The organism is Acidobacteriota bacterium (genome assembly GCA_022340665.1).
Taxonomy (GTDB): Bacteria; Acidobacteriota; Thermoanaerobaculia; order Thermoanaerobaculales; family Sulfomarinibacteraceae; genus Sulfomarinibacter.
In genome coordinates this window covers 44,299-68,367 of record JAJDNM010000141.1, presented here as the reverse complement: position 1 = coordinate 68,367, position 24,069 = coordinate 44,299, and the positions used below count along the sequence as shown (strand labels likewise).

At 60.4% G+C, this 24,069-nt stretch carries 24 protein-coding genes; 23 read left to right on the top strand and 1 reads right to left on the bottom strand.

Annotated features, from left to right (window positions below):
* The first annotated feature begins 3 nt into the window (after positions 1-3).
* From LJE93_15870 to LJE93_15845, 6 genes are all read left to right on the top strand, one after another.
* A complete protein-coding gene (locus tag LJE93_15870) occupies positions 4-1,503 on the top strand; it encodes a cytochrome C (GenBank protein ID MCG6950393.1) in 1,500 nt (499 codons plus the stop codon).
* On the top strand, positions 1,500-2,537 hold the full coding sequence (locus LJE93_15865; GenBank protein MCG6950392.1) for a 4Fe-4S binding protein: 1,038 nt from the start codon (positions 1,500-1,502) through the stop codon (positions 2,535-2,537). Before LJE93_15870 ends, LJE93_15865 begins: the two co-directional genes overlap by 4 nt.
* Positions 2,534-3,721 carry a polysulfide reductase NrfD gene (gene nrfD / locus LJE93_15860; GenBank protein MCG6950391.1) on the top strand — a complete coding sequence of 396 codons (1,188 nt, stop codon included), beginning with the start codon at positions 2,534-2,536 and terminating at the stop codon, positions 3,719-3,721. Before LJE93_15865 ends, nrfD (LJE93_15860) begins: the two co-directional genes overlap by 4 nt.
* Positions 3,722-3,859: 138 nt before the next feature.
* Positions 3,860-4,225 carry a response regulator gene (locus LJE93_15855; GenBank protein MCG6950390.1) on the top strand — a complete coding sequence of 122 codons (366 nt, stop codon included), beginning with the start codon at positions 3,860-3,862 and terminating at the stop codon, positions 4,223-4,225.
* A gap of 84 nt (positions 4,226-4,309) precedes the next feature.
* A complete protein-coding gene (locus tag LJE93_15850) occupies positions 4,310-5,119 on the top strand; it encodes a hypothetical protein (GenBank protein ID MCG6950389.1) in 810 nt (269 codons plus the stop codon).
* 21 nt (positions 5,120-5,140) lie between these two features.
* Complete coding sequence (locus LJE93_15845; protein MCG6950388.1) at positions 5,141-5,518, top strand: response regulator; 378 nt, start codon at positions 5,141-5,143, stop codon at positions 5,516-5,518.
* A gap of 10 nt (positions 5,519-5,528) precedes the next feature.
* Here LJE93_15845 and LJE93_15840 read toward each other — a convergent pair whose 3' ends face one another.
* The gene (locus tag LJE93_15840) at positions 5,529-6,857 is read right to left on the bottom strand and encodes a PAS domain S-box protein (protein MCG6950387.1); all 1,329 of its coding nucleotides are present in this window, start codon (positions 6,855-6,857) and stop codon (positions 5,529-5,531) included.
* A gap of 148 nt (positions 6,858-7,005) precedes the next feature.
* Between LJE93_15840 and LJE93_15835 the strand changes: the two genes are divergently transcribed.
* From LJE93_15835 to nrfD (LJE93_15755), 17 genes are all read left to right on the top strand, one after another.
* A complete protein-coding gene (locus tag LJE93_15835; protein ID MCG6950386.1) occupies positions 7,006-8,367 on the top strand; it encodes a sigma 54-interacting transcriptional regulator in 1,362 nt (453 codons plus the stop codon).
* A gap of 543 nt (positions 8,368-8,910) precedes the next feature.
* Positions 8,911-10,566: a YeiH family protein gene (locus tag LJE93_15830; protein ID MCG6950385.1), complete on the top strand. Its 1,656-nt coding sequence runs from the start codon at positions 8,911-8,913 to the stop codon at positions 10,564-10,566.
* A gap of 67 nt (positions 10,567-10,633) precedes the next feature.
* Entirely contained in the window at positions 10,634-11,839 is a 1,206-nt protein-coding gene (gene dsrA / locus LJE93_15825) for a dissimilatory-type sulfite reductase subunit alpha (GenBank protein MCG6950384.1), read from the top strand.
* A gap of 14 nt (positions 11,840-11,853) precedes the next feature.
* Positions 11,854-12,933 (top strand): dissimilatory-type sulfite reductase subunit beta, encoded by a 1,080-nt coding sequence (gene dsrB, locus LJE93_15820; GenBank protein ID MCG6950383.1) that lies wholly within the window; start codon positions 11,854-11,856, stop codon positions 12,931-12,933.
* Between the two features lie 8 nt (positions 12,934-12,941).
* Positions 12,942-13,178: a hypothetical protein gene (locus tag LJE93_15815; protein ID MCG6950382.1), complete on the top strand. Its 237-nt coding sequence runs from the start codon at positions 12,942-12,944 to the stop codon at positions 13,176-13,178.
* A gap of 71 nt (positions 13,179-13,249) precedes the next feature.
* Positions 13,250-13,693, top strand: coding sequence for a hypothetical protein (locus LJE93_15810; protein ID MCG6950381.1), 444 nt, complete (start codon positions 13,250-13,252; stop codon positions 13,691-13,693).
* 34 nt (positions 13,694-13,727) lie between these two features.
* Positions 13,728-15,467 carry an FAD-dependent oxidoreductase gene (locus tag LJE93_15805; protein MCG6950380.1) on the top strand — a complete coding sequence of 580 codons (1,740 nt, stop codon included), beginning with the start codon at positions 13,728-13,730 and terminating at the stop codon, positions 15,465-15,467.
* 23 nt (positions 15,468-15,490) lie between these two features.
* Positions 15,491-16,894 (top strand): cobyrinate a,c-diamide synthase, encoded by a 1,404-nt coding sequence (locus LJE93_15800; GenBank protein MCG6950379.1) that lies wholly within the window; start codon positions 15,491-15,493, stop codon positions 16,892-16,894.
* An 11-nt stretch (positions 16,895-16,905) separates the two neighbouring features.
* Positions 16,906-17,397 carry a hypothetical protein gene (locus LJE93_15795; GenBank protein ID MCG6950378.1) on the top strand — a complete coding sequence of 164 codons (492 nt, stop codon included), beginning with the start codon at positions 16,906-16,908 and terminating at the stop codon, positions 17,395-17,397.
* A complete protein-coding gene (locus LJE93_15790) occupies positions 17,387-17,980 on the top strand; it encodes a tetratricopeptide repeat protein (GenBank protein MCG6950377.1) in 594 nt (197 codons plus the stop codon). Before LJE93_15795 ends, LJE93_15790 begins: the two co-directional genes overlap by 11 nt.
* A 1-nt stretch (position 17,981) precedes the next feature.
* Entirely contained in the window at positions 17,982-18,299 is a 318-nt protein-coding gene (locus LJE93_15785; protein ID MCG6950376.1) for a TusE/DsrC/DsvC family sulfur relay protein, read from the top strand.
* A gap of 74 nt (positions 18,300-18,373) precedes the next feature.
* Positions 18,374-18,904 (top strand): RsbRD N-terminal domain-containing protein, encoded by a 531-nt coding sequence (locus LJE93_15780; protein ID MCG6950375.1) that lies wholly within the window; start codon positions 18,374-18,376, stop codon positions 18,902-18,904.
* A 52-nt stretch (positions 18,905-18,956) separates the two neighbouring features.
* On the top strand, positions 18,957-19,955 hold the full coding sequence (gene dsrM / locus LJE93_15775; GenBank protein ID MCG6950374.1) for a sulfate reduction electron transfer complex DsrMKJOP subunit DsrM: 999 nt from the start codon (positions 18,957-18,959) through the stop codon (positions 19,953-19,955).
* Positions 19,956-19,958: 3 nt separating this feature from the next.
* Positions 19,959-21,581, top strand: coding sequence for a (Fe-S)-binding protein (locus LJE93_15770; protein MCG6950373.1), 1,623 nt, complete (start codon positions 19,959-19,961; stop codon positions 21,579-21,581).
* Entirely contained in the window at positions 21,574-21,960 is a 387-nt protein-coding gene (gene dsrJ / locus LJE93_15765; protein ID MCG6950372.1) for a sulfate reduction electron transfer complex DsrMKJOP subunit DsrJ, read from the top strand. The genes LJE93_15770 and dsrJ overlap by 8 nt, the downstream gene beginning before the upstream one ends.
* Positions 21,960-22,808 carry a 4Fe-4S dicluster domain-containing protein gene (locus LJE93_15760; GenBank protein MCG6950371.1) on the top strand — a complete coding sequence of 283 codons (849 nt, stop codon included), beginning with the start codon at positions 21,960-21,962 and terminating at the stop codon, positions 22,806-22,808. The genes dsrJ and LJE93_15760 overlap by 1 nt, the downstream gene beginning before the upstream one ends.
* On the top strand, positions 22,801-23,961 hold the full coding sequence (gene nrfD, locus LJE93_15755) for a polysulfide reductase NrfD (protein MCG6950370.1): 1,161 nt from the start codon (positions 22,801-22,803) through the stop codon (positions 23,959-23,961). Before LJE93_15760 ends, nrfD (LJE93_15755) begins: the two co-directional genes overlap by 8 nt.
* Positions 23,962-24,069 lie beyond the last annotated feature (108 nt).

The following is a 24,069-nucleotide window of genomic DNA, read 5'->3' as shown; positions in this document are numbered from 1 at the left end:
AACATGAGCCGAAACGCACCGCTTCTCCTGGTTCTCCTCATGGTCGCTACACTCGGCAATGCGTCGATCGCCGAGCAGCCTTCGCGCCAGGTTCCTGCGTCGACGGTCACAATCCAGTTTCCGGCAGATCTTGGCGATATGCAGCGGCCGGCCGTCGAGTTCGATCACAAGGCCCACACCGATGCCCTCGAAAAAGAGGGTTGCGAGACCTGCCATCGCATTGACGACAAGGGAGTGCTGATTCCGCGGCTGGCGGTGGTACTCGAAGTCGAGGATCGTGATGATCTCATCGATGCCTACCACGATTCCTGTATCGGATGCCACCGCGAGCGTGCGGACGAAAAACTCAAGGCCGGCCCCGTTACCTGCGGCGAGTGCCATATCAAGCAGAAGCCCGGCACATCGACGAGGGCAGAGATGGCGTTCGACTACTCGCTCCATGGTCGACACTCTCAGGCCTTCGAGGACAAGTGTGAGAACTGCCACCACGTCTATGACGAGGTCGCAAAGAAGCTGAAGTACGAGAAGGGCAAGGAAGAGGGCTGCCGGTCGTGTCATGGCGAGGTCGACGACGGGCGCAATTACTCGCTCGCCAACGCCTCCCATCGCGCGTGTGTCTCGTGCCACCTGAAAAGGGCCGAGGCGGAGCTCGAGACTGGCCCCACGCTGTGTGTCGGCTGCCACGACCCCGAAGTGCGCGATGCCATCAAGAAGCTCGACGAAGTGCCGCGGCTGATGCGAGGTCAGCCGGACACGGCCTGGATCTATAGCATTGACGCGAAGTCGGCGACCGTGCCCTTTGATCATCTCGGCCATGAGCCGGTCACCAGTACCTGTTCGACCTGCCACCACCAGACCCTCAAACCGTGCGACGAATGCCACTCTCTGGAGGGTTTGCCGGAAGGCTCCGGCGTCACCATGAGCCAGGCCTATCATCGGTCAGAATCTGAGCATAGTTGCGTCGGATGCCATGCTCGGCACACAGCCGAGCGGGGGTGTGCGGGGTGCCATCAATCCATGAGTCAGTTGCCCGGGGAAAACACCTGCGTTGTCTGCCACAACGGCCCGCCTGCGGGTTCGCCGGAGCTGGAGGTGGCGCCGATGCTTACCGAGGTTCGTCTCGACGCCCTTCCGGTGACGTCAGACGAGTTCCCGGAGGAAGTCGTCATTGAAAGCCTGATGGACGACTACGAGGCGTCGAAGCTACCGCACCTGAAAATCGTGACGAAGCTCGATGAACTTGTTCGCGAGAGCAAGCTGGCGGCTCGTTTTCATGGCGATAACCAGACCCTGTGTGCCGGTTGCCATCACCACAGTACGGTCGGCACGCGTCCGCCACCATGTCGTGCCTGTCACGCAGCAGCGGCCGACCCGACCAGGGACCGCCCGGGCCTCAAGGTTGCCTACCACCGACAGTGTATGGGCTGCCACATCAAGATGGATCTGAAGCAGCAGGGTTGCACCGACTGTCATGCTGAAAGGTCCGAGGAGGTCGAATCATGAGCATTTCACGACGAGGCTTCATCGGTGGAGCGGTCGGGGCTGCACTGACCGCGGGAACGTCGGAAGCCGGCACAGTCAAGAAATTCGAGGGCTATCCCGGTCGGTACGGCTTGCTGCACGACACAACACTCTGCGTCGGCTGCCGCTCGTGCGAAGTCGCCTGCAAGGAGGTCAACGGTCTCCCGCCGGTGGAGAAACCGATCGGGGATCAAGAGGTCTTCGACAAGACACGCCGAACAAGCGACACCTCCTTGACGGTCGTCAATCGGTATCTCGAGGCGGAGGGCGACCAACAGGCGGTTTACCGCAAGCTGCAGTGCATGCACTGCAACGAGCCGTGTTGCGCCACGGTGTGCCTGGTCCACGCCTTCGAGAAGACGCCCGAGGGGCCCGTCCTGTACCACCCGGAGCTGTGCATGGGTTGCCGCTACTGTGTGATGGCGTGCCCGTACAACGCGCTGGCTTACGAATACGGCGAGCCCCTGACTCCGAGGGTCATGCGTTGCACGATGTGCTACGACAGGATCAAGGACGGCCAAATGCCCGGGTGCGCGGAGGCCTGTCCGATGGGTGCGATCACGTTTGGCAGGCGCGACGAGTTGATCGAGGTAGCGCGTGAGCGAATTCGCAAGTATCCCGACCGCTATATCAATCACATCTTCGGTGAGCACGAGTTCGGTGGCACGAGTTGGTTGCTCCTGTCCGGGGTGGAGTTCGGAAAACTCGACCTCGAAGAGGGGCTGACTTACGAACCGCTGCCGGCAATCGCCACCAGCTACCTGGGAGTAGTGCCGCTGGTCGTCACCATCTACCCCGGTCTCTTGCTCGGGATGCACGCCTTCTCGAAGCGCCAAGAGGCGGTTGCGAAGAAAGAGCGGGAAGAGGCTGTCGCCCTGACACGGGAGGCCGCCGAAGAAGAGTCCAATAAGAAGCTTGCCGCAGCTGCCGAGCGAGCCAAGAAAGACAAAGAGCGGGCGATCGAAGCTGCGGTAAAAAAGGCACTGGCCGAGGCTCAGGACGGGGGTGAGTCATGAGTGAGGTCACCGTCGACACCAGTCTGCCTGACGCCGGTGGGGGCGGGATCCTGACACCGTTCAACATCATCACCGGCATCATTCTCGCCGGAGGCGCGGTGATCCTTGGCATCCGCTTCACCCAAGGGCTGTCGGCGACGACGAATCTCAGCCACAACTACCCATGGGGCCTGTGGATCGGATTTGACGTGATGAGCGGTGTTGCCCTCGCCGCAGGCGGCTTTGTCACTTCGACCGCCGTCTACATCTTTGGGATGAAGGAGTACAAACCGGTTGTCCGCCCAGCGATCCTGACCGGCTTTCTCGGATACTTCCTGGTAGTTCTCGGTCTTCTTGCCGATCTCGGACGTCCGTGGCGACTTCCGTACGCATTCATCAAATCGGCTGGGCCCACGTCTCCTCTGTTCGAGGTTTCTCTCTGCGTGGCTCTCTACCTGACCGTTCTTTTCATCGAGTCAACGCCGGCGGCGCTCGAATGGCTCGGCCTCAAGCGTTGGCGGAAGGTCGTAGGCAGCTTGACTCTCGGCCTCACGATCTTTGGATTGATCCTGTCGACAATGCATCAGTCGACGCTCGGCGCGATGTTCATGGCGACACCGACGAAGCTCCATCCCCTCTGGTACTCGGCCCATATCCCGGTGCACTATTTCGTGAGCGCCGTCGCGGCCGGGCTGGCGATGGTGATCGTAGAAGGGATGTTCTCGCATCGTGCTTTCCACCACCAGGTGGAGATCTCGCGCGAGCATTTCGAGAACATCAATTTCGGTCTCGCCAAAGCGGCGTCGGTGACCCTCGGGATCTACGTCGCGATCAAGGTCGTAGCTCTGACCATCGAGGCCGAGTGGCACCTTCTGGCAACCGGGTGGGGCGCCTGGTTCCTGCTCGAACTCATAGGCTTCTTTCTTCTGCCGTGCGTTTTGTTTGCGGTTGCGTATCGTGAACGAAACCTCGTGATCGTCAGGACGGCGGCCATCATCACCGTGCTGGGGATCATGCTCAATCGCTTCAATGCAGTCTTCGTTGCGTTCAACTGGAACCTGCCGGCAGGTGAGCATTACATTCCGTCGTGGATGGAAATCTGGGTGACGGTGGCGTTCATAACTTTTGCGGTCGTGGTCTTCCGGTGGATCGCAAACCGGATGCCGGTCATGTACGAGCACCCTGATTGGAAGGGTTATCACTGAGGAGATGACGATGTATACACTCTTCGATTTTCTGACTCACACCAAGGCGCTCGGCTACATAGTGGCTGGTCTGCTCCTGGTTTCCACAATACCCTTCTGGAGATTCCTGACCGAACGAGAACGAGATGGGAGGCAGTGATGAGTCACAGAATTCTGGTCGTCGACGACGAGGCAGATGTTCGGAAGTTCATCACCGCAGTGCTCGAGAAATACGGTTACGGAGTGGTCGCAGCTGAAGACGGGAAGCAAGCATTCGAAGAAGTGGAAAGGGAGCGCCCAGACCTGATCGTGCTCGACCTTCAAATGCCGGAACAGACCGGAACGGACTTCTACAGGCGGCTGCTAAAAAACGAGGCGCTGCGGGGAATCCCTATTATCGTTGTGAGCGGTCTCGCCGGGCGCCATCTCGCGGTCAGTCGTCCATATGCCGTCTTCGACAAACCTATCGACCCTGAGGAGTTCATAGCGACGGTGGAACGAGCTCTGGGAGTATCAAATGACTGAGAAGCCGCCAACCGCATTCCATCGGCATTGGGTCGGGGAACGGATCGTTGGGCGGCCGCGCCCCCACGAGAAAGGAGGGCTGTGATGAGTGTTCTCGAGAAAAAGGACCACACGCATACGAACCCGAAGGTCCGCCTGGCGGCTTTGGAGAAGCTCGATGATCCGGAGGTGGTCGTCGAGGTGGCATGCCACGATGAATCGCCGCGAGTCCGGCTGACTGCGGTCTCTCGCCTCACTGACGACCTCCACCTGGAGAAGGTTGCTCGGAACGCGGAATCGCTGGATGTTCGTCTGGTCGCGATCGAGCGCATCTTCTCGCAGGGGATCATCGCGGATCTGCTCAAGGTGCCGGAAGATGTGGAGCTTATCGGGATGTGTTTTTCGCGCATCACCGATCGCCGGATCATCGAATCGATCGCCCAAGATCCGGATTACAGCCCGACGGTGCGGCGTATGGCTGTCGAATACTTCGCCGACGAGTCGTACCTTTCAGAGGCCGCTGCGGCCTCCGAGGAAAAGCCTCAGCGCAAGACCGAGGAAGCGGTCGACGCGTTTGTCGAGGCGTACGGTGGTGGTCTGCGCGGGGTACGGGCCATCGGGAGGTTCCGCAGAAGTGAAAAAGCGCTTCGGGCACTCGGCACGATTGCCCGCAAGGGGGGCGAAACCGGCGGGTTGGCGATCGAATACCTGTGTTCGGCACTCGCCAGTGCCAACCCGAAGCTCGTCGAATGCGCCACCGAGGAGCTCCAGGCTCTGAAAGATCCGGACCTGGTCGACTGCATCATCAGGGCGCTCGACAAACCGGACCTGCGTAAGCCGATCCACCGCGTACTCCAGGATATCGATACGCCGGAGGCTCGGGCCGCAGTGTCCGAGTACTTCTCGAACAACTAGAACGACGCAGGGAGACAGACCATGGCCAAGAAGGTGTTAATCATCGATGACGAGAAGGACATGCGCGTCTACCTCGTGGCGCTCTTCCGCAAGGCAGGATTCGAGACCGCGACTGCTGAAAACGGCGAGGAGGGCCTGTGGCTCGCCGAGGCCAATCGGCCCGACCTCATCACACTCGACGTTCTGATGCCAAAGAAGTCAGGCATCAAGGCGTACCGTGGGCTCAGGTCGTCAGAGGCAACAAAGAATATTCCGATCATCGTCTTGACCGGCCTCGCCCGCCTTGACGATTTCTTCGGAGACCTTGGTGAGCTTCCTCAGCCCGATGCGCTGGTCGAAAAGCCGATCGATCGTGATGCGTTTGTCAAGGAAGTGGAGCGCCTGGTCGGAGAATCCTGATAGCCCAAGATTAGCCCTCAATTGAGCTGGTGACGACGGGCAACTCGGTTCGGCTGGCTGCAGCTGGAATCGTCACGGTAAAGGTCGTGCCGGAGCCCGGTTTTGACGAAAACGTCACCTTGCCGCCGTGATCCTCGGCAACCTTCTGTGCCACCAGCAGGCCGATGCCGGTCCCTTCGGAGCCCTTGGTCGAGAAAAAGTCCTCAAAAACCCGCGCGTTGACGTCTTCTGAGATTCCGGGCCCATCGTCGGCTACCTGGAGGATGGTCGAACCGTCCCCGTTCGTGCGACACCTCATCGTGATGGTATGACCATCCTTGTCGTCGGCGTGGTCGAAACGGCACGCGTCAACCGCGTTGGCGACCAGATTGCAGAGCAGGTTGTGGAGGCCGTCGGCGTCGAACGAACCGGTGTGAAACGGTTCCTCGATATCGGTCTCGAGCATGATGTTTTCGGCCGCCAGTCGGTCGGCAAAAAGTCGCTGTACGTCGAGGACAATTCGTTCCGGACTGACGTTATGGTTGAAGTCCGGAGTCCGTTCCTTGGCACAATACAGGAGGTCCTTGACGATTCTCGAGACCAGCTCGACGTTGCGTTCGACCATCTCCCAGCCTTCGGAAATTCCCTCCTGGTCGCCGGATTCGAGGCCCTCGTTGACGACGAATATACCGCCTTCCAGGCCCATCAGGATGTTCTTCACGCGGTGCGCCATGCCAGCCACTGCGCGACCCATGAGCGCCAGCCGGCCCTGCAGTTTTTTGATCTCGGTAATGTCCGTGAAGACCTCCATGACGGACGTGATCTCGCCGTCGTCGTCGTAGATCGGTCGCGTGTAGACGACGGCACTGATCCGACGGCCATCGCGGGTCACGAGAGTCTCTTCGCTCGAGAAGACCTCGCCGTCTTCGAAGGTCTGGTCGACCAGACAGTCCGGGCATTTCGAGGTGCGGCCCTTGCAGATTTCGTAACATCGAGATCGGTCGGTGGCACCGAATTCCTCGCGGTAGAGTTGATTGGCCTCCAGGATCTGATGTTCCCGGTCGAGGACGCAGATGAAACACGGAACCGACGTGAAGAGGCGCTCATAGCCGCGCCGTGTCCGATCGAGCTCTCTTTCCAAGCTGGCGACGTTGTTCGAGTTTGGGGCAGCGGGAGGTTGTCGGAGGAGCGGGAGACCCAGGGCCACGAGGACGACTGCGAGACCGCAACCCAGTGCCACGGGAGGGACATGGCCGGCGAAAAGGGCGACCGATGTGGCTGTGACGAGGGACGCCAGCACCCAGATTCCGAGCCTGATCGTGGTCGTCCGTTGTGAGTTTGCCCTTCCGGTCTGCGTCATCCGCCTGTCTTCCCCCGCCTCGAGAAGGGAGTCCCGGATACAGAGTATGCCATATCTCGAATAGACAGTGAGTGTGAAGCGGATGATTGTGAAAGGTGAACGTTGGCGTGGGCGTTGCCGAAGTAGTACCGTGTGAAGAGAGTGCACGATGTCTACCGACGAGCCGATTGTCGCGCAAACCGTTCTCGATAGCGTCGCCGACGGTGTGTTCACCGTCGATCGCGAGTGGCGGATCACGTCTTTCAATCGGGCGGCCGAGCGCATCACCGGAATTCGGCGGGACCAGGCCATCGGTGTCCGTTGTTGCGACGTCTTCAGGGCCAGTATCTGCGGCTCCGGTTGTGTACTGAATTACACATTGAGCTCGGGTGAGCCGGTCGTCAATCGGGCGATCATGATTCTCGACGCCAGGGGCCGTAAGGTGCCGGTGCGGATTTCAACCGCCGTGCTGCGCGATCAGAGCGGCCGGGTCGTGGGCGGCGTCGAGACCTTCCGCGATCTCAGCCAGGTGGAAGAGCTCAAGAAAGAGCTCGAGGGCAGGTTCTCGCTCGGCGATATCATCGGCCGCAGCCGCGTCATGCGGGAGTTGTTCGGGTTGTTGCCGGCGGTGGCTGAAAGCGACAGCACGGTGGTGATTCACGGCGCCAGCGGCACCGGAAAAGAGCTCTTCGCCCGCGCCATTCACGATCTCTCGCCACGCCAGGGAAAGCCATTCGTGGCCATCAATTGCGGCGCCCTCCCCGACACTCTGCTCGAATCAGAACTCTTCGGCCACAAGGCCGGTGCCTTCACCGACGCAAAGAGCGACAAACCCGGTCGATTTGCTCTCGCCGAGGGGGGGACGATCTTCCTCGATGAGATCGGCGATATTTCGCCGGCCATGCAGGTGCGTCTGTTGCGAGTCCTGCAGGAGAGGGTGTACGAGCCGTTGGGTAGTGTCGAGTCGGTCGAGGCCGACGTGCGCGTCGTGGTCGCGACCCATCGCGACCTCAACAAGCTCGTCGAAGATGGGTCCTTTCGCGAAGATCTCTTCTACCGTATCAACGTCATACGGCTCGAGCTGCCGACCCTTCGAGAGCGGCGTGAGGACATTCCCCTCCTGATCGATCATTTCATCGGCCGCTTCAATCGGCTGCAAGGGAAAGACGTGATCGGGGTCTCGGACGGGGTGCTGGCTCTGCTGATGAAGCATGATTATCCGGGTAATGCCCGGGAGCTCGAGAACATCATCGAACGCGCCTTCGTGCTCTGCCGGGGGGGCATGATCGAATCCCGACACCTACCGCCCGAGCTGGGACAAGATTCGGAAAGGACACCGGGAAGCGCCTCAACAGGGATGACTCTCCGTGAACTCGAGTCCGTCCACATCACCGATGCCCTGCGCCGCAATGCCGGCAACCGGAAGGTGGCGGCAGAGGAGCTCGGGATCCACCCGAGCACGCTCTTCCGCAAGATCAAGGACCTCGACATCGAGACACCGCAATCGGACGGCCGTACTCGAAAGACCTGACCGCTTCCGCACCAGTCATCTTCACCGCCAAGACACCAGGGTTTTTCCTGAATCTTCCTCGCTCGTCGAAAGGTTCTGCCCCGTCAGAAGCGGCTGCGTCTGATCGTCTCGCAGCCGAATTCCAAATACCTAGGAATCCCTTGGCTTCTCTGGGTTTTCGGTTTCGAAATGGGTGGGGTGGTGGCATTCCGAATTGCTGACGGCCTTCGGCCGTCGCGTCGCACCGTCACCAGCGAGCGGCCGGGTGGCCGACCACCGTCCGCCCTTCCTTTTCGGCCAGCGGCCGCACGTCGCTGCCGCCGACGGGGTCCGAATTCCGAATTCGGAATTCGGGTCCGCTGTGAAAGCGATGTCGATGGTGCCTCCCGAGCGTTGTTACGCTTCCGTAACACCGGTCCCTCCGGGCGCCCTTCCGGTTCACTCCTCTTCTATCAAAGTCATCTCTCGTCAACAGTTTGAGGGATCCTTCACGAGGGCTCGCTCTGGCACAGGGGTTGCACCGTTGACGTCGGGTTGGGTGTGCGGCGTGTGGGAGGCGAACAGGTGCACGAGGGGCTCCAAAAACTCTGGAAGACCGAGGATTACTGGGCGGTATGGCTCGGCCTCGGCATCGTGCTCCTCGCGTTAGCAGCCTATTTCACCGGTGGAACGATTGCCGGGTGGGCGGTCAAACCGGGAAGCTGGTCGACAATTGATGGCCTGATTTCCGATTTCACGAAACACCTGCCGGACTACCTGATCATCTTCACCCTCTTCGGGACGGTTTTCACCATCTCGATGGCAGTGATGGGGCGCAATGTCCGTCAGTTCGTTCCGGGATTCGTGATTCTCTTCCTCGGCTCGACCGCGATCTTCTACCTCTCGTCCAACACCTTCGTGAAGGCGACGCTTCATCTGGGTGCACCGTTGTTGGCCCTGATCATCGGCCTGATCATCGGCAATCTCTTCCAGCTGCCCGAGTGGTTCCAGACCTGCCTGCTGACCGAGTACTACATCAAGACCGGCATCGTCCTGCTCGGCGCGACCCTTCCCCTGACGTTGATTTTCAACGCTGGCCCGATCGCGTTTTTGCAGGCAACCATTGTCTCGGTCTGCACCTGGCTCACGATCTTCCTCGCGGCGACCAGGCTCTTCGGTCTCGACAAACAGTTCGGTGCCGTCCTCGGCGCTGGCGGGGCGGTGTGTGGCGTCTCGGCCTCGATTGCCGTAGGCGGTGCTGTCAAGGCCAAGAAGGACCACATCGCGATCTCGATCGCCATCGTCTCGGTCTGGGCGATCGTCATGATCCTGGCGCTCAGCATGATTGTGAAGTGGATGGTTCCGGTTCCGATATCTCCGGGAGAAGCGGGAGCGTGGACCGGAACATCGGAATTCGCCGATGCTGCCGGCTTTGCGGTCGTGGCCGAACTCGCCGACGTCATCGAGTCGGGCGCCATCCGCGGCGTGAATGGCGAGATGCTCAACCCCGACGATCCGATCAATACCTTCACCCTCATGAAGGTCATCGGCCGCGACATCTGGATCGGCATCTGGTGCCTGATCCTGGCGGTGGTATCGGTGGTTTTCTGGGAGAAGGGGGAAGCCTCTGACCAGGCGGTTGGCGCTGGCATCATCTGGGAGCGATTTCCCAAGTTCGTGATCGGTTTCTTCCTCGCCTCGATCATCATGACCATTGTCAGCTCGACGCCACCTGCCGATTGGGTTGGAACTGCTTCATTCGAAGGCACATACAAAAGCTCGGCCGAGAAGATCGTGTACGACGCGGACTTCTCGAACTACACGGTGCCGCCCGAGCTCGCCGACCGGGTGACGATCACTGCGGAGGGTCTTGAATACGCAAACGGCGGCGAGTCAATGACGCTCCAGGAGTACGAATCACTCAAGGCCGCAATCCCGCCAGGCGATCCCGATCGCAACGACAAATTGGGCGCGTTCAAACAGCTGCGGTTTTCGTCGAACTGGTTCGAAAGTGACCTTCGAAAGAAAGTGATCACTCCGATCAAGAATTTGCGCTCATGGGCGTTTGTGCTGTGCTTCCTGTGTATCGGCCTGTCGACGCGATTCGCCGATCTTCTGACCTTTGGTCTCAAGCCGTTCTGGGCGTTCACCATCGGTGTCATGGTCAACGTCCCGCTCGGATATTTCCTGTCAACTGTGGTGTTCTCCAGGTTCTGGTCGAACATCAGTGCCCTGATGTGAGGCTGAACCTTGAAGTGGATTTCGTTTTGCCCCAGCAACCAATTATGTGATTGAGAAAGGAGTGGCCATGACAGAAAAGAGGAAAACGCCGCTGCTTGACGAGCTCGAAAAGGGGCCGTGGCCGAGCTTCGTCAAGGAAATCAAGAAGGAGGCCGAGCACAACCCGATGTCGAATGACGTGCTCGGGATCCTCGAACGCTCCTACGAGGAGCACATCAGCCACTGGAAACACGGTGGAATCGTCGGTGTGATGAGCTACGGCGGTGGCGTGATCGGTCGCTACTGCGATCTCCCGGAAGAATTCCCCAACGTCCGGGAGTTCCATACCTACCGTGTCAATCAACCGTCGGCTTGGTTCTACACCACCAAGGCGTTGCGCCACCTGTGCGACATCTGGGAGAAGCACGGTTCGGGCCTGACCAACATGCACGGCTCGACCGGTGACATCGTCTTTCTTGGCGGCAGCACCGAGAGCCTCGAGCCCTGTTTCGCCGAGCTCAGCGCCGAAAAGGAAGACCATCCGAGCTTCGACCTCGGCGGCTCCGGCTCCAACATGCGTACGCCGAGCTGCTGTGTCGGCCCCGCGCGCTGCGAGTGGGCCTGCTACGACACCCTGGATGCCTGCTACAACATCACCCAGACCTTCCAGGACGAGCTGCACCGGCCGTTCTTCCCCTACAAGTACAAGTTCAAGTTCGCCGGTTGCCCGAACGACTGCGTGGCCTCGATCGCGCGTTCGGACTGCTCGGTGATCGGTGTCTGGAAGGACGACATCCAGGTCGACAACGCCAAGGTGGCCGAGTACGACAAGAACGGTACTGATGTCCAGGCCGAGGTCTGCGATCTCTGCCCGACCAAGTGCATGGAGTGGGATGGCAAGACTCTAGATATCGACAACTCCAACTGCGTCAAGTGCATGCACTGCATCAACCTGATGCCGAAGGCGCTCAAGCCCGGCAAGGAACGTGGTGCGACGATCCTCATCGGCGCGAAGGCGCCGATCATCGGTGGCGCACTGCTGTCATCGGTTTTCGTGCCGTTCCTCGAAATGGATCCCGAGTCGGATTACGAGGATCTCAAGGAGCTCACCGAGGCGATCTGGGACCTCTGGGGTGAGCACGGCAAGAACCGCGAGCGTACGGGTGAGTTCATCCAGCGCGTTGGCCTCTCCAACTTCCTCGAGGAGATCGGGCTCGACCCGGTGCCCGAGATGGTGATGCACCCGCGCACGAACCCGTACATCTTCTTCGACGACGAAATCTTCGAAGACTGAGGAAGGAGGAACTCATGCCTGAATTCGAACGTCAAACCGATATCGGACCCCCACATTACGAGCAGTTCCTGCCCGAGGTCATCAAGAAGAACTACGGGAAGTGGGACTATCACGAAATCATCAAACCCGGTGTCATGGTCCACGTGGCCGAGTCGGGCGACAAGCTTTTCACCGTCCGCTGCGCCTCGCCGCGGCTGCTCGCGATCACATCGATTCGCAAGTTCTGCGACATCGCTGACAAGTACTGCGACGGCCACCTCCGTTGGACGAGCCGCAACAACGTCGAATTCCTGCTCACCGACGAGGCCAAGATCGAACCTCTGATCAAGGAGATCGAGGAGTACGGCTTCCCGGTCGGCGGCCTCGGCGCCGAGCTCTCCAACATCGTCCACACCCAGGGCTGGGTCCACTGCCACTCGTCGGCATCGGACGCTTCTGGTGTCGTGAAATGCGTCATGGACGAGCTCTTCCCTTACTTCTCGGGCGAAAAACGCCTGCCGGCGAAGACGCGCATTGCCTACGCCTGCTGCCTCAACATGTGCGGTGCTGTCCACTGCTCCGATATCGCCATCCTCGGTGTACACACCCGCGCGCCGGTCATCAACCATGACGACCTGCCGAAAATGTGTGAGATTCCGAACCTCATCGCATCCTGCCCGACGGGTGCCATCCGTCCGACGACGGTCGACGGAAAGCAGTCGGTGGAGATCGTCGAAGAGCAGTGCATGTACTGCGGCAACTGCTATACGGTCTGCCCGGCCTGCACCATCAACAACGCCGATACCGATGGGATCTCGATCTGGGTCGGCGGCAAGGTATCGAACTCGCGCGTGGCTCCGAAGTTCTCGAAGCTGGCGGTCCCGTACCTACCCAACAATCCGCCGCGCTGGCCGGAGGTCGTCGAGGCGGTCAAGAACATCGTCGAGACCTACGCCGCCAACGCACGCAAACACGAACGCATGGGTGAATGGATCGATCGCATCGGCTGGCCGAAGTTCTTCGAGCTCATCGGTCAGGACTTCACGAAATATCACATCGACGATTTCACCCACGCGGGCGAGACCTTTAAGCGGACGGCGCAACTGCGCCACTAGGAGGCATCATGCCTGAAGTCACGATTGATCAGATCGAAGACGCCATGTTCGAGCTCGTGAAATCGACCTACGGCAAGAAAGATCTGAAGCCGATGGACGTCTCAAAGGCGATGATTGAACAGTTCGGTGAGGACAATGTCGACAAGCGCATGTGCAAGAAAGCCCTGCGCCAGCTCATCGACTCCGGCCGCTGCGTCTACAAGTACGCGGGCGGCAGCTACGTGACGCTTCCACCAAAAGAATGAGCGCCAATCTCCCCCTTGGGCGTGTGCCCGGGGGGGGTGTTTGGGCGCTGAGAGAACACACGGAGGACGCTATGGCACGAGACAAACTCTCTGGGCCGGAGCGGGCGGCGAAGACCGTCGATGTGCTGCGCCAGTGGCAGGGCATCGAGCGCGATGCGATCGAGACGACCGCCCAAATCATGGAAAAGACCGACAACCTGCTGATCCGTCAGATCATGGAGATCATCCGCAACGACTCGGTGCAGCACCACCGCGTGCAGCAGTTCATGATCGACATGATCACCAGGGCGCCGGTCAAGCTGTCACCCGAAGACCTGGCCGAGGTCTGGGGTCAGATCGAGGCGCACGATGAGCTCGAGCGGCAGACCATCGAGCTGGCGAAAGAGCTCCTCGAAGAAACCACCGAGCCGGTACACAAAATCCTGCTCAACTACCTGCTGACCGACGAGGAAAAGCACGACGGCATCCTCGGCGAGCTGGAGAAGCTCAAGGCGCACATGTCGAAGCTCGCGTGAAACGGGCCCGGCTGCCAGTGAGGAGGCGTGAGATATGGGTCTATTAAAGAAGAAGGACAAGGACAAGTCGAGCAAGATGAAGGCCCGGCTTTCCAGCGGGGGTGGGGCCGGATCGCAGATTTCGTCCTTGCGCCCGCGCTACGTCGAGAGCCTGCCGCCGTGTACCGGCAACTGCCCGAGCGGCAACGACATCCGCGGCTGGCTGACGGTTATCAGTTTGCGCGAAAAGCTCGGTCTGAGCCTCGACGAGGCCTGTGAACAGGCTTGGCGCATCGAGATGGAGACCAATCCCTTCCCATCGGTGATGGGGAGAGTGTGTCCCCATCCCTGCGAAACGGGGTGCAACCGAGGCCAGAAAGACGGGCCAGTCGGCATCAACTCGGTCGAGCGGTACATCGGCGATTACGCCCTCGACAAAGGGCTCAAGATGGAGCCGATCGAAGGCGAGGGTCCCAAGGACCAGAAGATCGCGGTCGTCGGGGCCGGCCCATCGGGTCTGTCCTGTGCCTATCAGCTCGCCCGTCGGGGCTACAACGTGACGGTCTTCGAGAGCCTGCCCAAAGCTGGCGGCATGCTCCGCTACGGAATCCCGGTCTACCGGTTGCCGCGCGAGGTGCTCGACGCCGAGATTCAACGCATCGTCGACCTCGGGGTGGAACTCAAGTGCGACACCAAGATCGGCAAGGACGTGACCTGGGAAGAGATCCGCAAGGAGTACTCAGCGGTCTACGTCGCCATTGGCGCCCACCAGGGTAAGAACATGGGGATCCCCGGTGAAGACGGACCCGGCATTTGGACCGGCACCGAGTTCCTCAACCATGCCAATTCCGGCAAGAAGGTCGACATCGGCACCAACGTGGTGGTGATTGGCGGCGGCGACACAGCCATTGACGCGGCTCGTGTCTCGAAGCGTCTGATCGCCGATTCGGCGGCAATGGCGTCGAAGCTGGGCGCCGAGGTGACGATCCTCTATCGTCGCACCCGCGCCGAAATGCCGGCCATCGAGCGCGAGATCGAGGAGGCCCTCGAGGAAGACATCAAGATCGAATATCTCGCGGCGCCGATCGAGATCATGCGCGACGAAGAAGGCGCTCTCAAGGCGATGATCGTGCAACGCATGGAGCTCGGCGAGCCCGACGATTCGGGCCGCCGACGCCCGGTGCCTATCGAAGGCGACACCTACGAGCTGCCGCTGGAGACCATGATCACCGCCGTCAGCCAGAAACCGGACCTCGGCGCGATGAACTCCGACGAACTCGGAGACGGCTGGCTCAACGGTGACGATTGGGGCTTCACTGGCGTCGACGGAGTGTGGACCGGGGGCGACAACATCAACCTCGGCATCGCCACGACCTCGATCGGACAGGCGCGCAAGGCAGCCCTGGCCATCCACTCCCACCTTCAAGGCACCGAGCTGCCGAAAGAATCGAACGGTGAGATGATCCGAGCCGACAAGCTCAAGATCGACTGGTACGAACCGATCGATCGCACGAAACGTCAGGTCAAGGCACCCGAAGATCGTCTCGCGAACCCGTTCGATGAGGTCGATCTCGGTTTGACCGCGGAAGATGCTCTGGTGGAGCTTTCCCGCTGCTTCAGTTGCGGCAAATGCTTCGGCTGCGAGAACTGCTGGATGTACTGCCAGAACAACGTCTTTGGCAAGGAACCGCAGGTGTCCCCTGGACACTTTTTCATTATCAAGAACATTGAGAAATGCGACGGCTGCAAGAAGTGCTGGGAAGAATGCCCTTGCGGTTACATCGTGGGTGAGTGAGGGCTGGGTCGGGCGGTATCGCGATGAGGGTTAATGTCCCACGGCTGGTGGTCGCCGGTCTTTCCGGTGACAGCGGCAAGACCCTGGTGAGCCTGGGGATTGCGCGTGCGCTGGCCGACCGGGGCGTGAAAGTGCGGCCGTTCAAAAAGGGGCCGGACTACATCGACACTGCGTGGCTCGGTGTCGCCGCCCGCTCGACCTGCCGCAACCTCGACACCTTTCTCATGAAAGACGAGGCCATGGCCCGTTCGCTTGCCACCGCCGCAAACGACGCAGACCTCATCCTGGTGGAAGGCAACCGTGGCCTTTTCGACGGCGTCGACGTCGAGGGGAGCCATTCGACAGCCATGTTGGCCCGACGGCTGGCGGCGCCTGTCGTTCTGGTGCTCGATTGCACCAAAATGACTCGCACGGCGGCGGCGATGGTCATGGGCTGTCGGGCCCTCGATCCCGAGGTCGATCTGGCAGGGGTGATACTCAACCGGGTTGGCTGTGGACGCCACGAGAACATCGTCCGAGAAGCGGTAGCCGGCATCGCCGGGACCCCGGTACTCGGTGCGATCCGCCGGATCAAGGGCGATGATCCACTTCCCGGCCGACACCTCGGTTTGGTGACGGCAGCCGAGCACCCAGCGCCCGAGGAGTCCATCCAACGCGCCACCAAGGCAGTGGCTGACGGCGTGGACATTGACCGTCTGCTGGCGGTCGCCCAGTGGGCGCCCGAGCTGGAGCTGATGCCAGCTGAGTCCGTGGTCGAGCAGGTGCCGGTGACCATCGGCTACCTCGAAGGGAAGGCCTTCAGCTTCTACTACGCGGAGAACCTGGAGCGAATGAGATTGGCCGGCGTACAGCTCGTGCCGGTCGATCCGGAAAGCGCCAGCGAGCTCCCGGAAGTCGACGGCCTGTATATCGGTGGCGGTTTCCCGGAAGTGCACGCGGCACGCCTGGGATCCAACACAGATTTCACGGCCAGCATCCGGGCCCGTGTAGACGTTGGGATGCCGGTTTTCGCCGAGTGCGCGGGACTGATGTATCTGGCTCGCGAGCTCGTGGTGGACGGTGTGCCGCATCCGATGGCCGGGGTTCTTGACCTGGCTGTCGAGCAATGTGCGACTCCTCAAGGCCACGGTTACGAGGTGGCGGTCGTCGATCGTGACAATCCGTTCTTCCCGGCCGGTACCCGGCTCGTAGGTCACGAGTTTCACTACTCGCGTCTGACGGGAGGATCGGATCGCCAGAACGGTGTGCTCCGGCTCGAGCGCGGCACCGGGATCGGAGACGATCGCGACGGCATTTCGAAGGGACGGGTATTCGCCTCGTATCTTCATCTCCACGCCGGGGCCACCCCCGGGTGGGCAGACGGCTTTCTCGCCCTGGCCGCTCGGTTTGCGGCGGAGCGGGGCGGGTCGACGGCCGTATGCGGTTGAAGGAGCGGGTGATGGAGCTGTTACGCCACGGCAACTCTCGAGGGCTTGAAGAGCTGGTGGGCGAGAACCCCTCGGCTGCTCGTTTCCTCCAGGGCCGGCTGTGGGACTCCGATCCCGAGATTCAACAACGTGCGGCGGTCGCTCTTGGCGCCGCTGCTGCCGTTCATCCCGATCTCGGTCGTGAGGTGCTGCGGCGGGCTCTGTGGGCGATCAACGACGAATCGGCGACCAACGGCGGTCCCATGTTGGCGGCAGTCGGTGAAATCGGACGGCGATCGCCGGATCTGGTGGAGCCGTTTGTTGGCCCCATGACCGCCTACTTGTGGGACGAGGGTCTCAAGTCCGGAATTCTGAACGCGCTGTGCAGGATTGCCGAGGCCGCCCCCGAGCTGATCGAAGAGGTCCGTGACCGCCTGTTGGCGATCAAAGCTGACGATACCGGAGAGCAGGAATGTCTCGACTACCTGCTCACCGTGAACAGGGAGTGTGTGGATGGAGAATGAGAGTCAACGCCACCGTCTGGAGCGTTGCCAGCAAGACGTGGAGGATCACCCGGACAGGGCGTCCTCGCATTACAATCTCGGGCTCGCCTACACGGTGTCGGGTCGCGTCAAGCAGGCCGAGGAAGCGTATCTGAAGGCTCTCGACATCGACCCGACGATGGTCCAGGCGTGGGTCAACCTCGGTGGAGTACGTCTGATGCGTTGGGAGTTCCAGGGCTGCCTCGAAGCCAACCAGGCCGCGGCAAAGCTTCGCGATGATCTCCCGATCGTGCACTACAACATGGGCCAGGCGTATTTGTATCTCAACGATCCAGAAAATCTGGTTCGGTGCAACGAGAGGGTGATCGCGCTCGAGCGCGATCACGCAGCCGCTCACTACTACGCGGCGGTGGGCCATTTGGCGATGAACAACCTCGGGGCTGCCGAGCGTCACCTGGGACGGGCCCTTGAGCTCGGCCATCGGCCAACGCAAGACTTCATGAAAGCTATGGAAAAGGCAAACCTCAAGAAACAACGATCCCAACGGATTTCACTGATTGAAATCAGCGGGGCCGAGGCCCCGGAAAAAACAAAGGAGGACTGAAATGGCCATATTCGAGCATGGAGATGTTTCCATCGAGGTGGACGAGGACGGTTTCATGCAGGAGCCGGAAAAGTGGAACGAGGACGTCGCTGCCGCCCTCGGTTCCACCGAGGGTGTGGACAATCTCACCGATGACCACTGGAAGGTTGTCAACTACCTGCGGGACTACTATCTGCAGTTCGGCGTGGCGCCGATGATCCGCAAGCTCTGTAAGCAGACGGGCTTCCAGCTCAAGGAGATCTACGAGCTCTTTCCGTCCGGCCCCGCCAAGGGCGCCTGTAAGGTTGCTGGCCTGCCGAAACCCACGGGCTGCGTGTAATTCAACCTGAATCCGTCGCCGCCCCCGTCATCGACGGGGGCGGTCTGGCGGCCTCGACACGCTGAGGGGGGGGAATGCTCGACCGTGTGCTCGTAGATCACCGGGACAAGATTCTTGAGCGTTGGATCGCGATTGTCATCGACGCCTATCCGGAGGAGACGGCAAAGTTCCTTCGGTCGAAGGCGGATCCATTCGCCAACCCGGTTGGCGCCCGCATTCGTGAAAGCCTGGCGGAGTTGCTGGACGGCCTCTTCGAGGGCGTGGAGCCCTCGGAACTCACTCCGGCTCTGGATCGAGTGATCAGGGTACGGGCGGTCCAAGAGTATTCACCGTCAGCTTCGCTCGGCTTTGTTTTCGCTCTCAAGCAACTCGCCAGGGATGTCATCGGAGAGACGGGGGTTGAAGGCGCGAGGTCTCTGGCCGTTCTCGATGCGCGAATCGAGCGGCTGGGCATGCACGCGTTCGACGTCTATATGACGTGTCGCGAGCAGATGTGGGCAATTCGAGCGCGGGAGATCCGCAACCAATCGGTCGGAATCATGGAGCGTGTCGCGGAATGGCGAGAGCGTCGCGAGGAGAATTCGGAGAAGGCGCCGCAGGACTGAGGCGGTGCATCTCCCAGCCCTGCGGGGCTGAGAGGAAGGAGGGATCGGACGCATGGGAGCGTTGATATCTCTTGTCGCGGTCGTCGGTGTGGGTGTGCTCGCCGCCGTGGGTGCGAGTGCCGGCGACGGCCTGCGATTCGTGCTCGGGGTGATCATCCCGGGAATTGCCTTTGCGGTGTTTCTGGTCGGAATCATCTACCGGGTGGTGCACTGGGCGAAATCTCCAGTGCCATTCAGGATCCCGACCACAACGGGCCAGGAAAAATCCCTGCCGTGGATCAAAAACAGTGAGCTCGAGAATCCGAGCGGGCTGCCCGGCGTGATCGGTCGCATGGCCCTGGAGGTGCTCGCATTCCGTTCGCTGTTCAGGAATACCCGGGTCGAAATCTTGCCCGAAAAGGAAAAGGTGAACTACATCGCCGACAAGGCGCTGTGGGCCGCGGCCCTCGCCTTCCACTGGGCGATGTTCATCGTCGTCCTCCGACATTTCCGGTTCTTCATCGAACCGGTGCCGGCGTGGGTCGAGATGCTGCAGAGTGTGGACGGCTTCTTTCAGGTCGGCTTGCCCGTGTACTACATCACGACCTTCCTGATGGTAGCTGGCCTGGCCTACCTGCTGGCGCGGAGGATCTACGACGACAAGGTTCGCTACATCTCGCTGCCGAGCGACTATTTCGCTCTCTACCTTCTGATCGGAATCGCTCTGACCGGAATCCTCATGCGGCATGTGGAGAAGATCGATGTCGTTCAGGTCAAGGCGGCTATCGCCGGGTGGGCCTCCTTCCAGCCGGTTTCACCGGTCGGAGTCGGCCCGTGGTACTTCGTGCACGTCGCGCTGGTCAGCGTGTTGCTCATCTACTTCCCGTTTTCGAAGCTGATGCACGCACCGGGTGTGTTCCTAAGCCCGACCCGCAACCTCGCCAACACCAACCGTACCGCTCGCCACATCAATCCGTGGAACCCGGATGTTCAAGGCCACTCCTATGCCGAGTGGGAGGACGAGTTCCGCGACAAGTTGAAGGCGTCCGGTTATGCGTTGGAGAAGGAGTGAGCCATGGCGGAGAAAGCACCCCAGGAACTGATCCAGATCGATCTCACTCCGCCGCCGAAGAGATGGATGAATCCGGCCGTCGACTTCGAGGCACGGCGCGGCACCTGGTCCTATCCGGCCGCGGTGAAGAACCTCAAGTATCTCGGCATGCCGAATCCCCGCGAGTGGTCGCCGACGGATGCAGACTGGAAGCTGCCCGAAAACTGGAAGCAGATCATCCACGAGGGCTTCAAGGACCTGTTGAAGAAGTACCGCTCGCTCAAGATCTTCATGGATGTCTGCGTTCGCTGTGGCGCCTGTGCTGACAAGTGTCACTTCTTCATCGGTTCGGGCGATCCGAAGAACATGCCGGTGTTGCGTGCGGAGCTCCTGCGCTCCATCTACCGGCAGGATTTTACGACCGCCGGCAAGCTCCTCGGATCACTGGCCGGAGGCAGAGAACTCACCGAAGAGGTGCTGAAGGAGTGGTACTACTACTTCTTCCAGTGCACCGAGTGCCGGCGCTGCAGCGTCTACTGCCCGTACGGCATCGACACCGCCGAGGTCACGATGATGGCCCGCGAGCTGATGAACCTCGTCGGGCTCAACATCAACTGGATCATGGAGCCGGTTGCCAATTGCCAACGCACCGGCAACCATCTCGGCATCCAGCCCCACACGTACAAGGACAACGTCGACTTTCTGTGCGAGGAGCTCGAAGATGCGATCGGGGTTTCCCTCGATCCGCCGATTAACCGCAAGGGAGCTGAGGTCCTCTTCGTGATCCCCTCGGCGGATTATTTCGCCGACCCCGGGACCTACACCTTCGTCGGGTACCTCATGCTCTTCAAGCACATCGGGCTCGACTACACCTTGAGCTCGTACGCCTCGGACGGCGGGAACTTCGGACTCTTCAACACGGCAGAGAATCTGAAGAAGCTCAATTGGAAAATTTACCACGAGGCCAAGAGACTGGGCGTGAAGTGGATCCTTGGCGGTGAGTGCGGCCACATGTGGCGGGTTATGCACCAGTACATGAGCACCATGAATGGCCCGGCCGACTTCCTCGAGGTACCGAAATCTCCGTTCACCGGTACGGTTTTCGAAAACGGGGCGTCCACCAAGATGGTCCATATCTGCGAGTTCACCGCCGATCTGATTCGCCACAACAAGCTCAAGCTCGACCCGAACCGCAATGACGCCGTCCGGGTGACGTTCCACGATTCGTGCAATCCGGCGCGCGCTATGGGTCTCTTCGAAGAGCCGCGTTACGTGATCAAGAACGTCTGCAACAACTTCTTCGAAATGCCGGAAAACACGATCCGTGAGCACACCTTCTGTTGTGCTGGCGGTGCAGGCCTCGGCAATGACGAGAACATGGAGATGCGGATGCGTGGTGGATTACCACGGGGCAACGCCGTGGCCTGGACACGAGATCACTACGACGTCAATCGCCTCGCCTGCATATGCGCCATCGACCGCGCCACACTCCCGCCGCTCTGCGAGTACTGGGCTCCGGGCGTTGACGTGAGTGGCATCCACGAGCTGGTAGGCAACGCTCTGATCATGGAAGGCGAAGGCGAGCGCAAGAATAATCTCCGGGGTGAACCGCTGAATCCGGAGAGGGAGGAGCAGGACGATGTATGACGCCGGCAAGATCGTCGCGGGCCTCGCGATCTTCGTGATTCTCGCGACCTCACCCCTGTGGTACAACGCCCTGAGCGCAGCCCAGCCGGACAGGCCCGAACTCCAGCAACCGACCAACGGCTCAACCGAGTGCGTCGAAGCCACCGACTACATGCGGGCGAACCACATGCATCTCCTGGATCAATGGCGGGATACGGTGGTTCGTGAGGATGTCCGCACCTACACCTCGGAGGCGGGCAAGGACTACACGATGAGTCTGACTGATACCTGCCTCGACTGCCACTCCAACAAGGAACAGTTTTGCGATGCCTGCCACACTTATTCGGCGGTCGACCCCTACTGCTGGGACTGCCACGTGATTCCAGGGGGGGGCCAGTGATGAAGAGCAGCAGACGAGGATTCCTGAAATTTGCCGGCCTGTCGGCGGTTGGCGCCGCGGGATCCACCGCCGTGGCCACGAAGACGAGGGCTTTCCAGGATCATGAACCTCCGGCGACCGAAGGCAAGCGCCTGGCATTGGTCGTCGACCTTCGCAAGTTCTCCAAGGACGACAAACTGCTCGACAAGATCATTACCGCGTGCCACGAGGCACACAACGTGCCCGATTTCGCGGACGACCCGAAGAACGAGGTCAAGTGGATCTGGACCGAGCACTTCGAGACCGCCTTTCATGAGCAGGAGTTCCACTACATCCGGGAAGATCTCAAGGAGAAGCCGACCCTGCTCCTGTGCAACCACTGTGACAATCCGCCCTGCACTCGCGTTTGCCCGACCGAGGCGACGTGGAAGCGCGCGTCAGACGGCGTCGTCATGATGGACTGGCACCGCTGTATTGGCTGCCGATATTGTGTGGTTGCCTGCCCATACGGATCGCGGAGCTTCAACTGGAAGGACCCACGGAAAGCGCCGAACCTGTCTCACATCGACAATACCTATCCGACGCGGATGCGAGGTGTGGTCGAGAAGTGCACGTTCTGCGACGAGCGGCTCGCGCGTGGAGAGCAGCCGGCCTGTGTCGAGGTTTGCGAAAACAGTGAAATGGTCTTTGGCGATCTCAACGATCCGCATTCCGAGGTCAGGCAATTGCTCACCGAGCATCTGACAATTCGGCGGAAGCCGGGCCTCGGGACTCAGCCGGAGATCTACTACATCGTCGAGGATCCGAGGACCCTGCAGGAGTTCGCTCCAGCGGCAGAGGTCTTCGAAGAGGAGGGCGGTCATGCTTGAGAAGGCACTCACTGGTACCAAGGCCTACTGGTCCTGGATCTTTGCCCTCTTGCTGGTCATCGGCGGCGGCGTGGCGTGCTGGTTCTGGCAGTTCAGCGAAGGTCTGACCATCACCGGCCTCAGCCGCGACGTCGTGTGGGGCTTCTATATCGCGCAGTTCACCTTCCTGGTGGGAGTCGCCGCGTCGGCAGTCATGGTGGTCCTACCCTACTACCTCCATGACTACAAGGCGTTCGGCAAGATGACCATCTTGGGCGAGTTCCTCGCCATACCCGCAGTCATCATGTGCATGACCTTCATCTTCGTTGATATGGGTATGCCGAACCGCATCCTCAACGTTTTTCTCTACCCGTCGCCGCACTCGATGATGTTCTGGGACACCGTAGCCCTGGGTGGCTACCTCGTCCTCAACATCATCATCAGCCACTGGACGTTGTCGTCCGAACGGCGTGAAGAGCCGCCACCGAAGTGGCTCAAGCCGATCATTCTCCTATCGATACCGTGGGCAGTCTCGATCCACACGGTGACCGCATTCTTGTACTCGGGCTTGGCGGGGCGGCCGTTCTGGTTGACTGCGATCCTGGCGCCACGATTTCTGGCCTCGGCCTTCGCCGCGGGTCCTGCGATCCTGCTCCTGTTGGCCTTCTTCGTTCGTAGGATCTCGACATTCGACCCGGGCAAACAGGCGATCGACACCTTGGCGAAGATCGTAGCGTATGCGATGACGATCAACGTGTTCTTCGTGCTCATGGAGATCTTCACCGCCCTGTACAGTGATATTCCCGAGCACGTGAGTCACTTCCAGTTCCTGTATACGGGTCTCGAGGGCGAGAATATGTTGGCGCCGTGGATGTTGCTGTCGTCGATTCTGGCGATTATTTCCCTGATCATTCTCATCAATCCGAAGACCCGCGGGAATTATGGCTGGCTGAAGATTGGCTGCGTGGCGGTTGTAGTTTCGCTGTGGATCGACAAGGGTCTCGGTATGGTCATCGCCGGCTTCGTGCCGAATCCGCTTGGCAAGGTCGTTCATTACGCGCCGACCGCACCGGAGCTCATGATCAGTCTCGCAATCTATGCGATCGGTGCCCTGGTGCTGACCGGCCTTTACAAGATCGCACTCGAGGTGAGGGGGCAGCTGAAGGCTAATTAGGAATTAGGAATTAGGAATTAGGAATTAGGAATTGCCCCCGCCTGCCCGGTTCGTGCCGGGGGCGGGGGTTCTTTCGTTCCCATACCCTTCCCCGAGGGGCCAATGCGG

What these genes read in the sequence shown, in the direction of transcription:
- LJE93_15855 (MCG6950390.1), top strand. Translation starts at nt 3,860, where the DNA reads ATGAGTCACAGAATTCTGGTCGTCGACGACGAGGCAGATGTTCGGAAG.
- dsrB (MCG6950383.1), top strand. Translation starts at nt 11,854, where the DNA reads ATGCCTGAATTCGAACGTCAAACCGATATCGGACCCCCACATTACGAG.
- LJE93_15810 (MCG6950381.1), top strand. Translation starts at nt 13,250, where the DNA reads ATGGCACGAGACAAACTCTCTGGGCCGGAGCGGGCGGCGAAGACCGTC.
- LJE93_15760 (MCG6950371.1), top strand. Translation starts at nt 21,960, where the DNA reads ATGAAGAGCAGCAGACGAGGATTCCTGAAATTTGCCGGCCTGTCGGCG.
- LJE93_15865 (MCG6950392.1), top strand. Translation starts at nt 1,500, where the DNA reads ATGAGCATTTCACGACGAGGCTTCATCGGTGGAGCGGTCGGGGCTGCA.
- LJE93_15770 (MCG6950373.1), top strand. Translation starts at nt 19,959, where the DNA reads ATGGCGGAGAAAGCACCCCAGGAACTGATCCAGATCGATCTCACTCCG.
- LJE93_15780 (MCG6950375.1), top strand. Translation starts at nt 18,374, where the DNA reads ATGCTCGACCGTGTGCTCGTAGATCACCGGGACAAGATTCTTGAGCGT.
- LJE93_15790 (MCG6950377.1), top strand. Translation starts at nt 17,387, where the DNA reads ATGGAGAATGAGAGTCAACGCCACCGTCTGGAGCGTTGCCAGCAAGAC.
- LJE93_15850 (MCG6950389.1), top strand. Translation starts at nt 4,310, where the DNA reads ATGAGTGTTCTCGAGAAAAAGGACCACACGCATACGAACCCGAAGGTC.
- dsrJ (MCG6950372.1), top strand. Translation starts at nt 21,574, where the DNA reads ATGTATGACGCCGGCAAGATCGTCGCGGGCCTCGCGATCTTCGTGATT.
- LJE93_15800 (MCG6950379.1), top strand. Translation starts at nt 15,491, where the DNA reads ATGAGGGTTAATGTCCCACGGCTGGTGGTCGCCGGTCTTTCCGGTGAC.
- dsrM (MCG6950374.1), top strand. Translation starts at nt 18,957, where the DNA reads ATGGGAGCGTTGATATCTCTTGTCGCGGTCGTCGGTGTGGGTGTGCTC.
- LJE93_15785 (MCG6950376.1), top strand. Translation starts at nt 17,982, where the DNA reads ATGGCCATATTCGAGCATGGAGATGTTTCCATCGAGGTGGACGAGGAC.
- LJE93_15840 (MCG6950387.1), bottom strand. Translation starts at nt 6,857, where the DNA reads ATGACGCAGACCGGAAGGGCAAACTCACAACGGACGACCACGATCAGG.
- nrfD (MCG6950391.1), top strand. Translation starts at nt 2,534, where the DNA reads ATGAGTGAGGTCACCGTCGACACCAGTCTGCCTGACGCCGGTGGGGGC.
- dsrA (MCG6950384.1), top strand. Translation starts at nt 10,634, where the DNA reads ATGACAGAAAAGAGGAAAACGCCGCTGCTTGACGAGCTCGAAAAGGGG.
- LJE93_15845 (MCG6950388.1), top strand. Translation starts at nt 5,141, where the DNA reads ATGGCCAAGAAGGTGTTAATCATCGATGACGAGAAGGACATGCGCGTC.
- LJE93_15815 (MCG6950382.1), top strand. Translation starts at nt 12,942, where the DNA reads ATGCCTGAAGTCACGATTGATCAGATCGAAGACGCCATGTTCGAGCTC.
- nrfD (MCG6950370.1), top strand. Translation starts at nt 22,801, where the DNA reads ATGCTTGAGAAGGCACTCACTGGTACCAAGGCCTACTGGTCCTGGATC.
- LJE93_15805 (MCG6950380.1), top strand. Translation starts at nt 13,728, where the DNA reads ATGGGTCTATTAAAGAAGAAGGACAAGGACAAGTCGAGCAAGATGAAG.
- LJE93_15795 (MCG6950378.1), top strand. Translation starts at nt 16,906, where the DNA reads ATGGAGCTGTTACGCCACGGCAACTCTCGAGGGCTTGAAGAGCTGGTG.
- LJE93_15835 (MCG6950386.1), top strand. Translation starts at nt 7,006, where the DNA reads ATGTCTACCGACGAGCCGATTGTCGCGCAAACCGTTCTCGATAGCGTC.
- LJE93_15870 (MCG6950393.1), top strand. Translation starts at nt 4, where the DNA reads ATGAGCCGAAACGCACCGCTTCTCCTGGTTCTCCTCATGGTCGCTACA.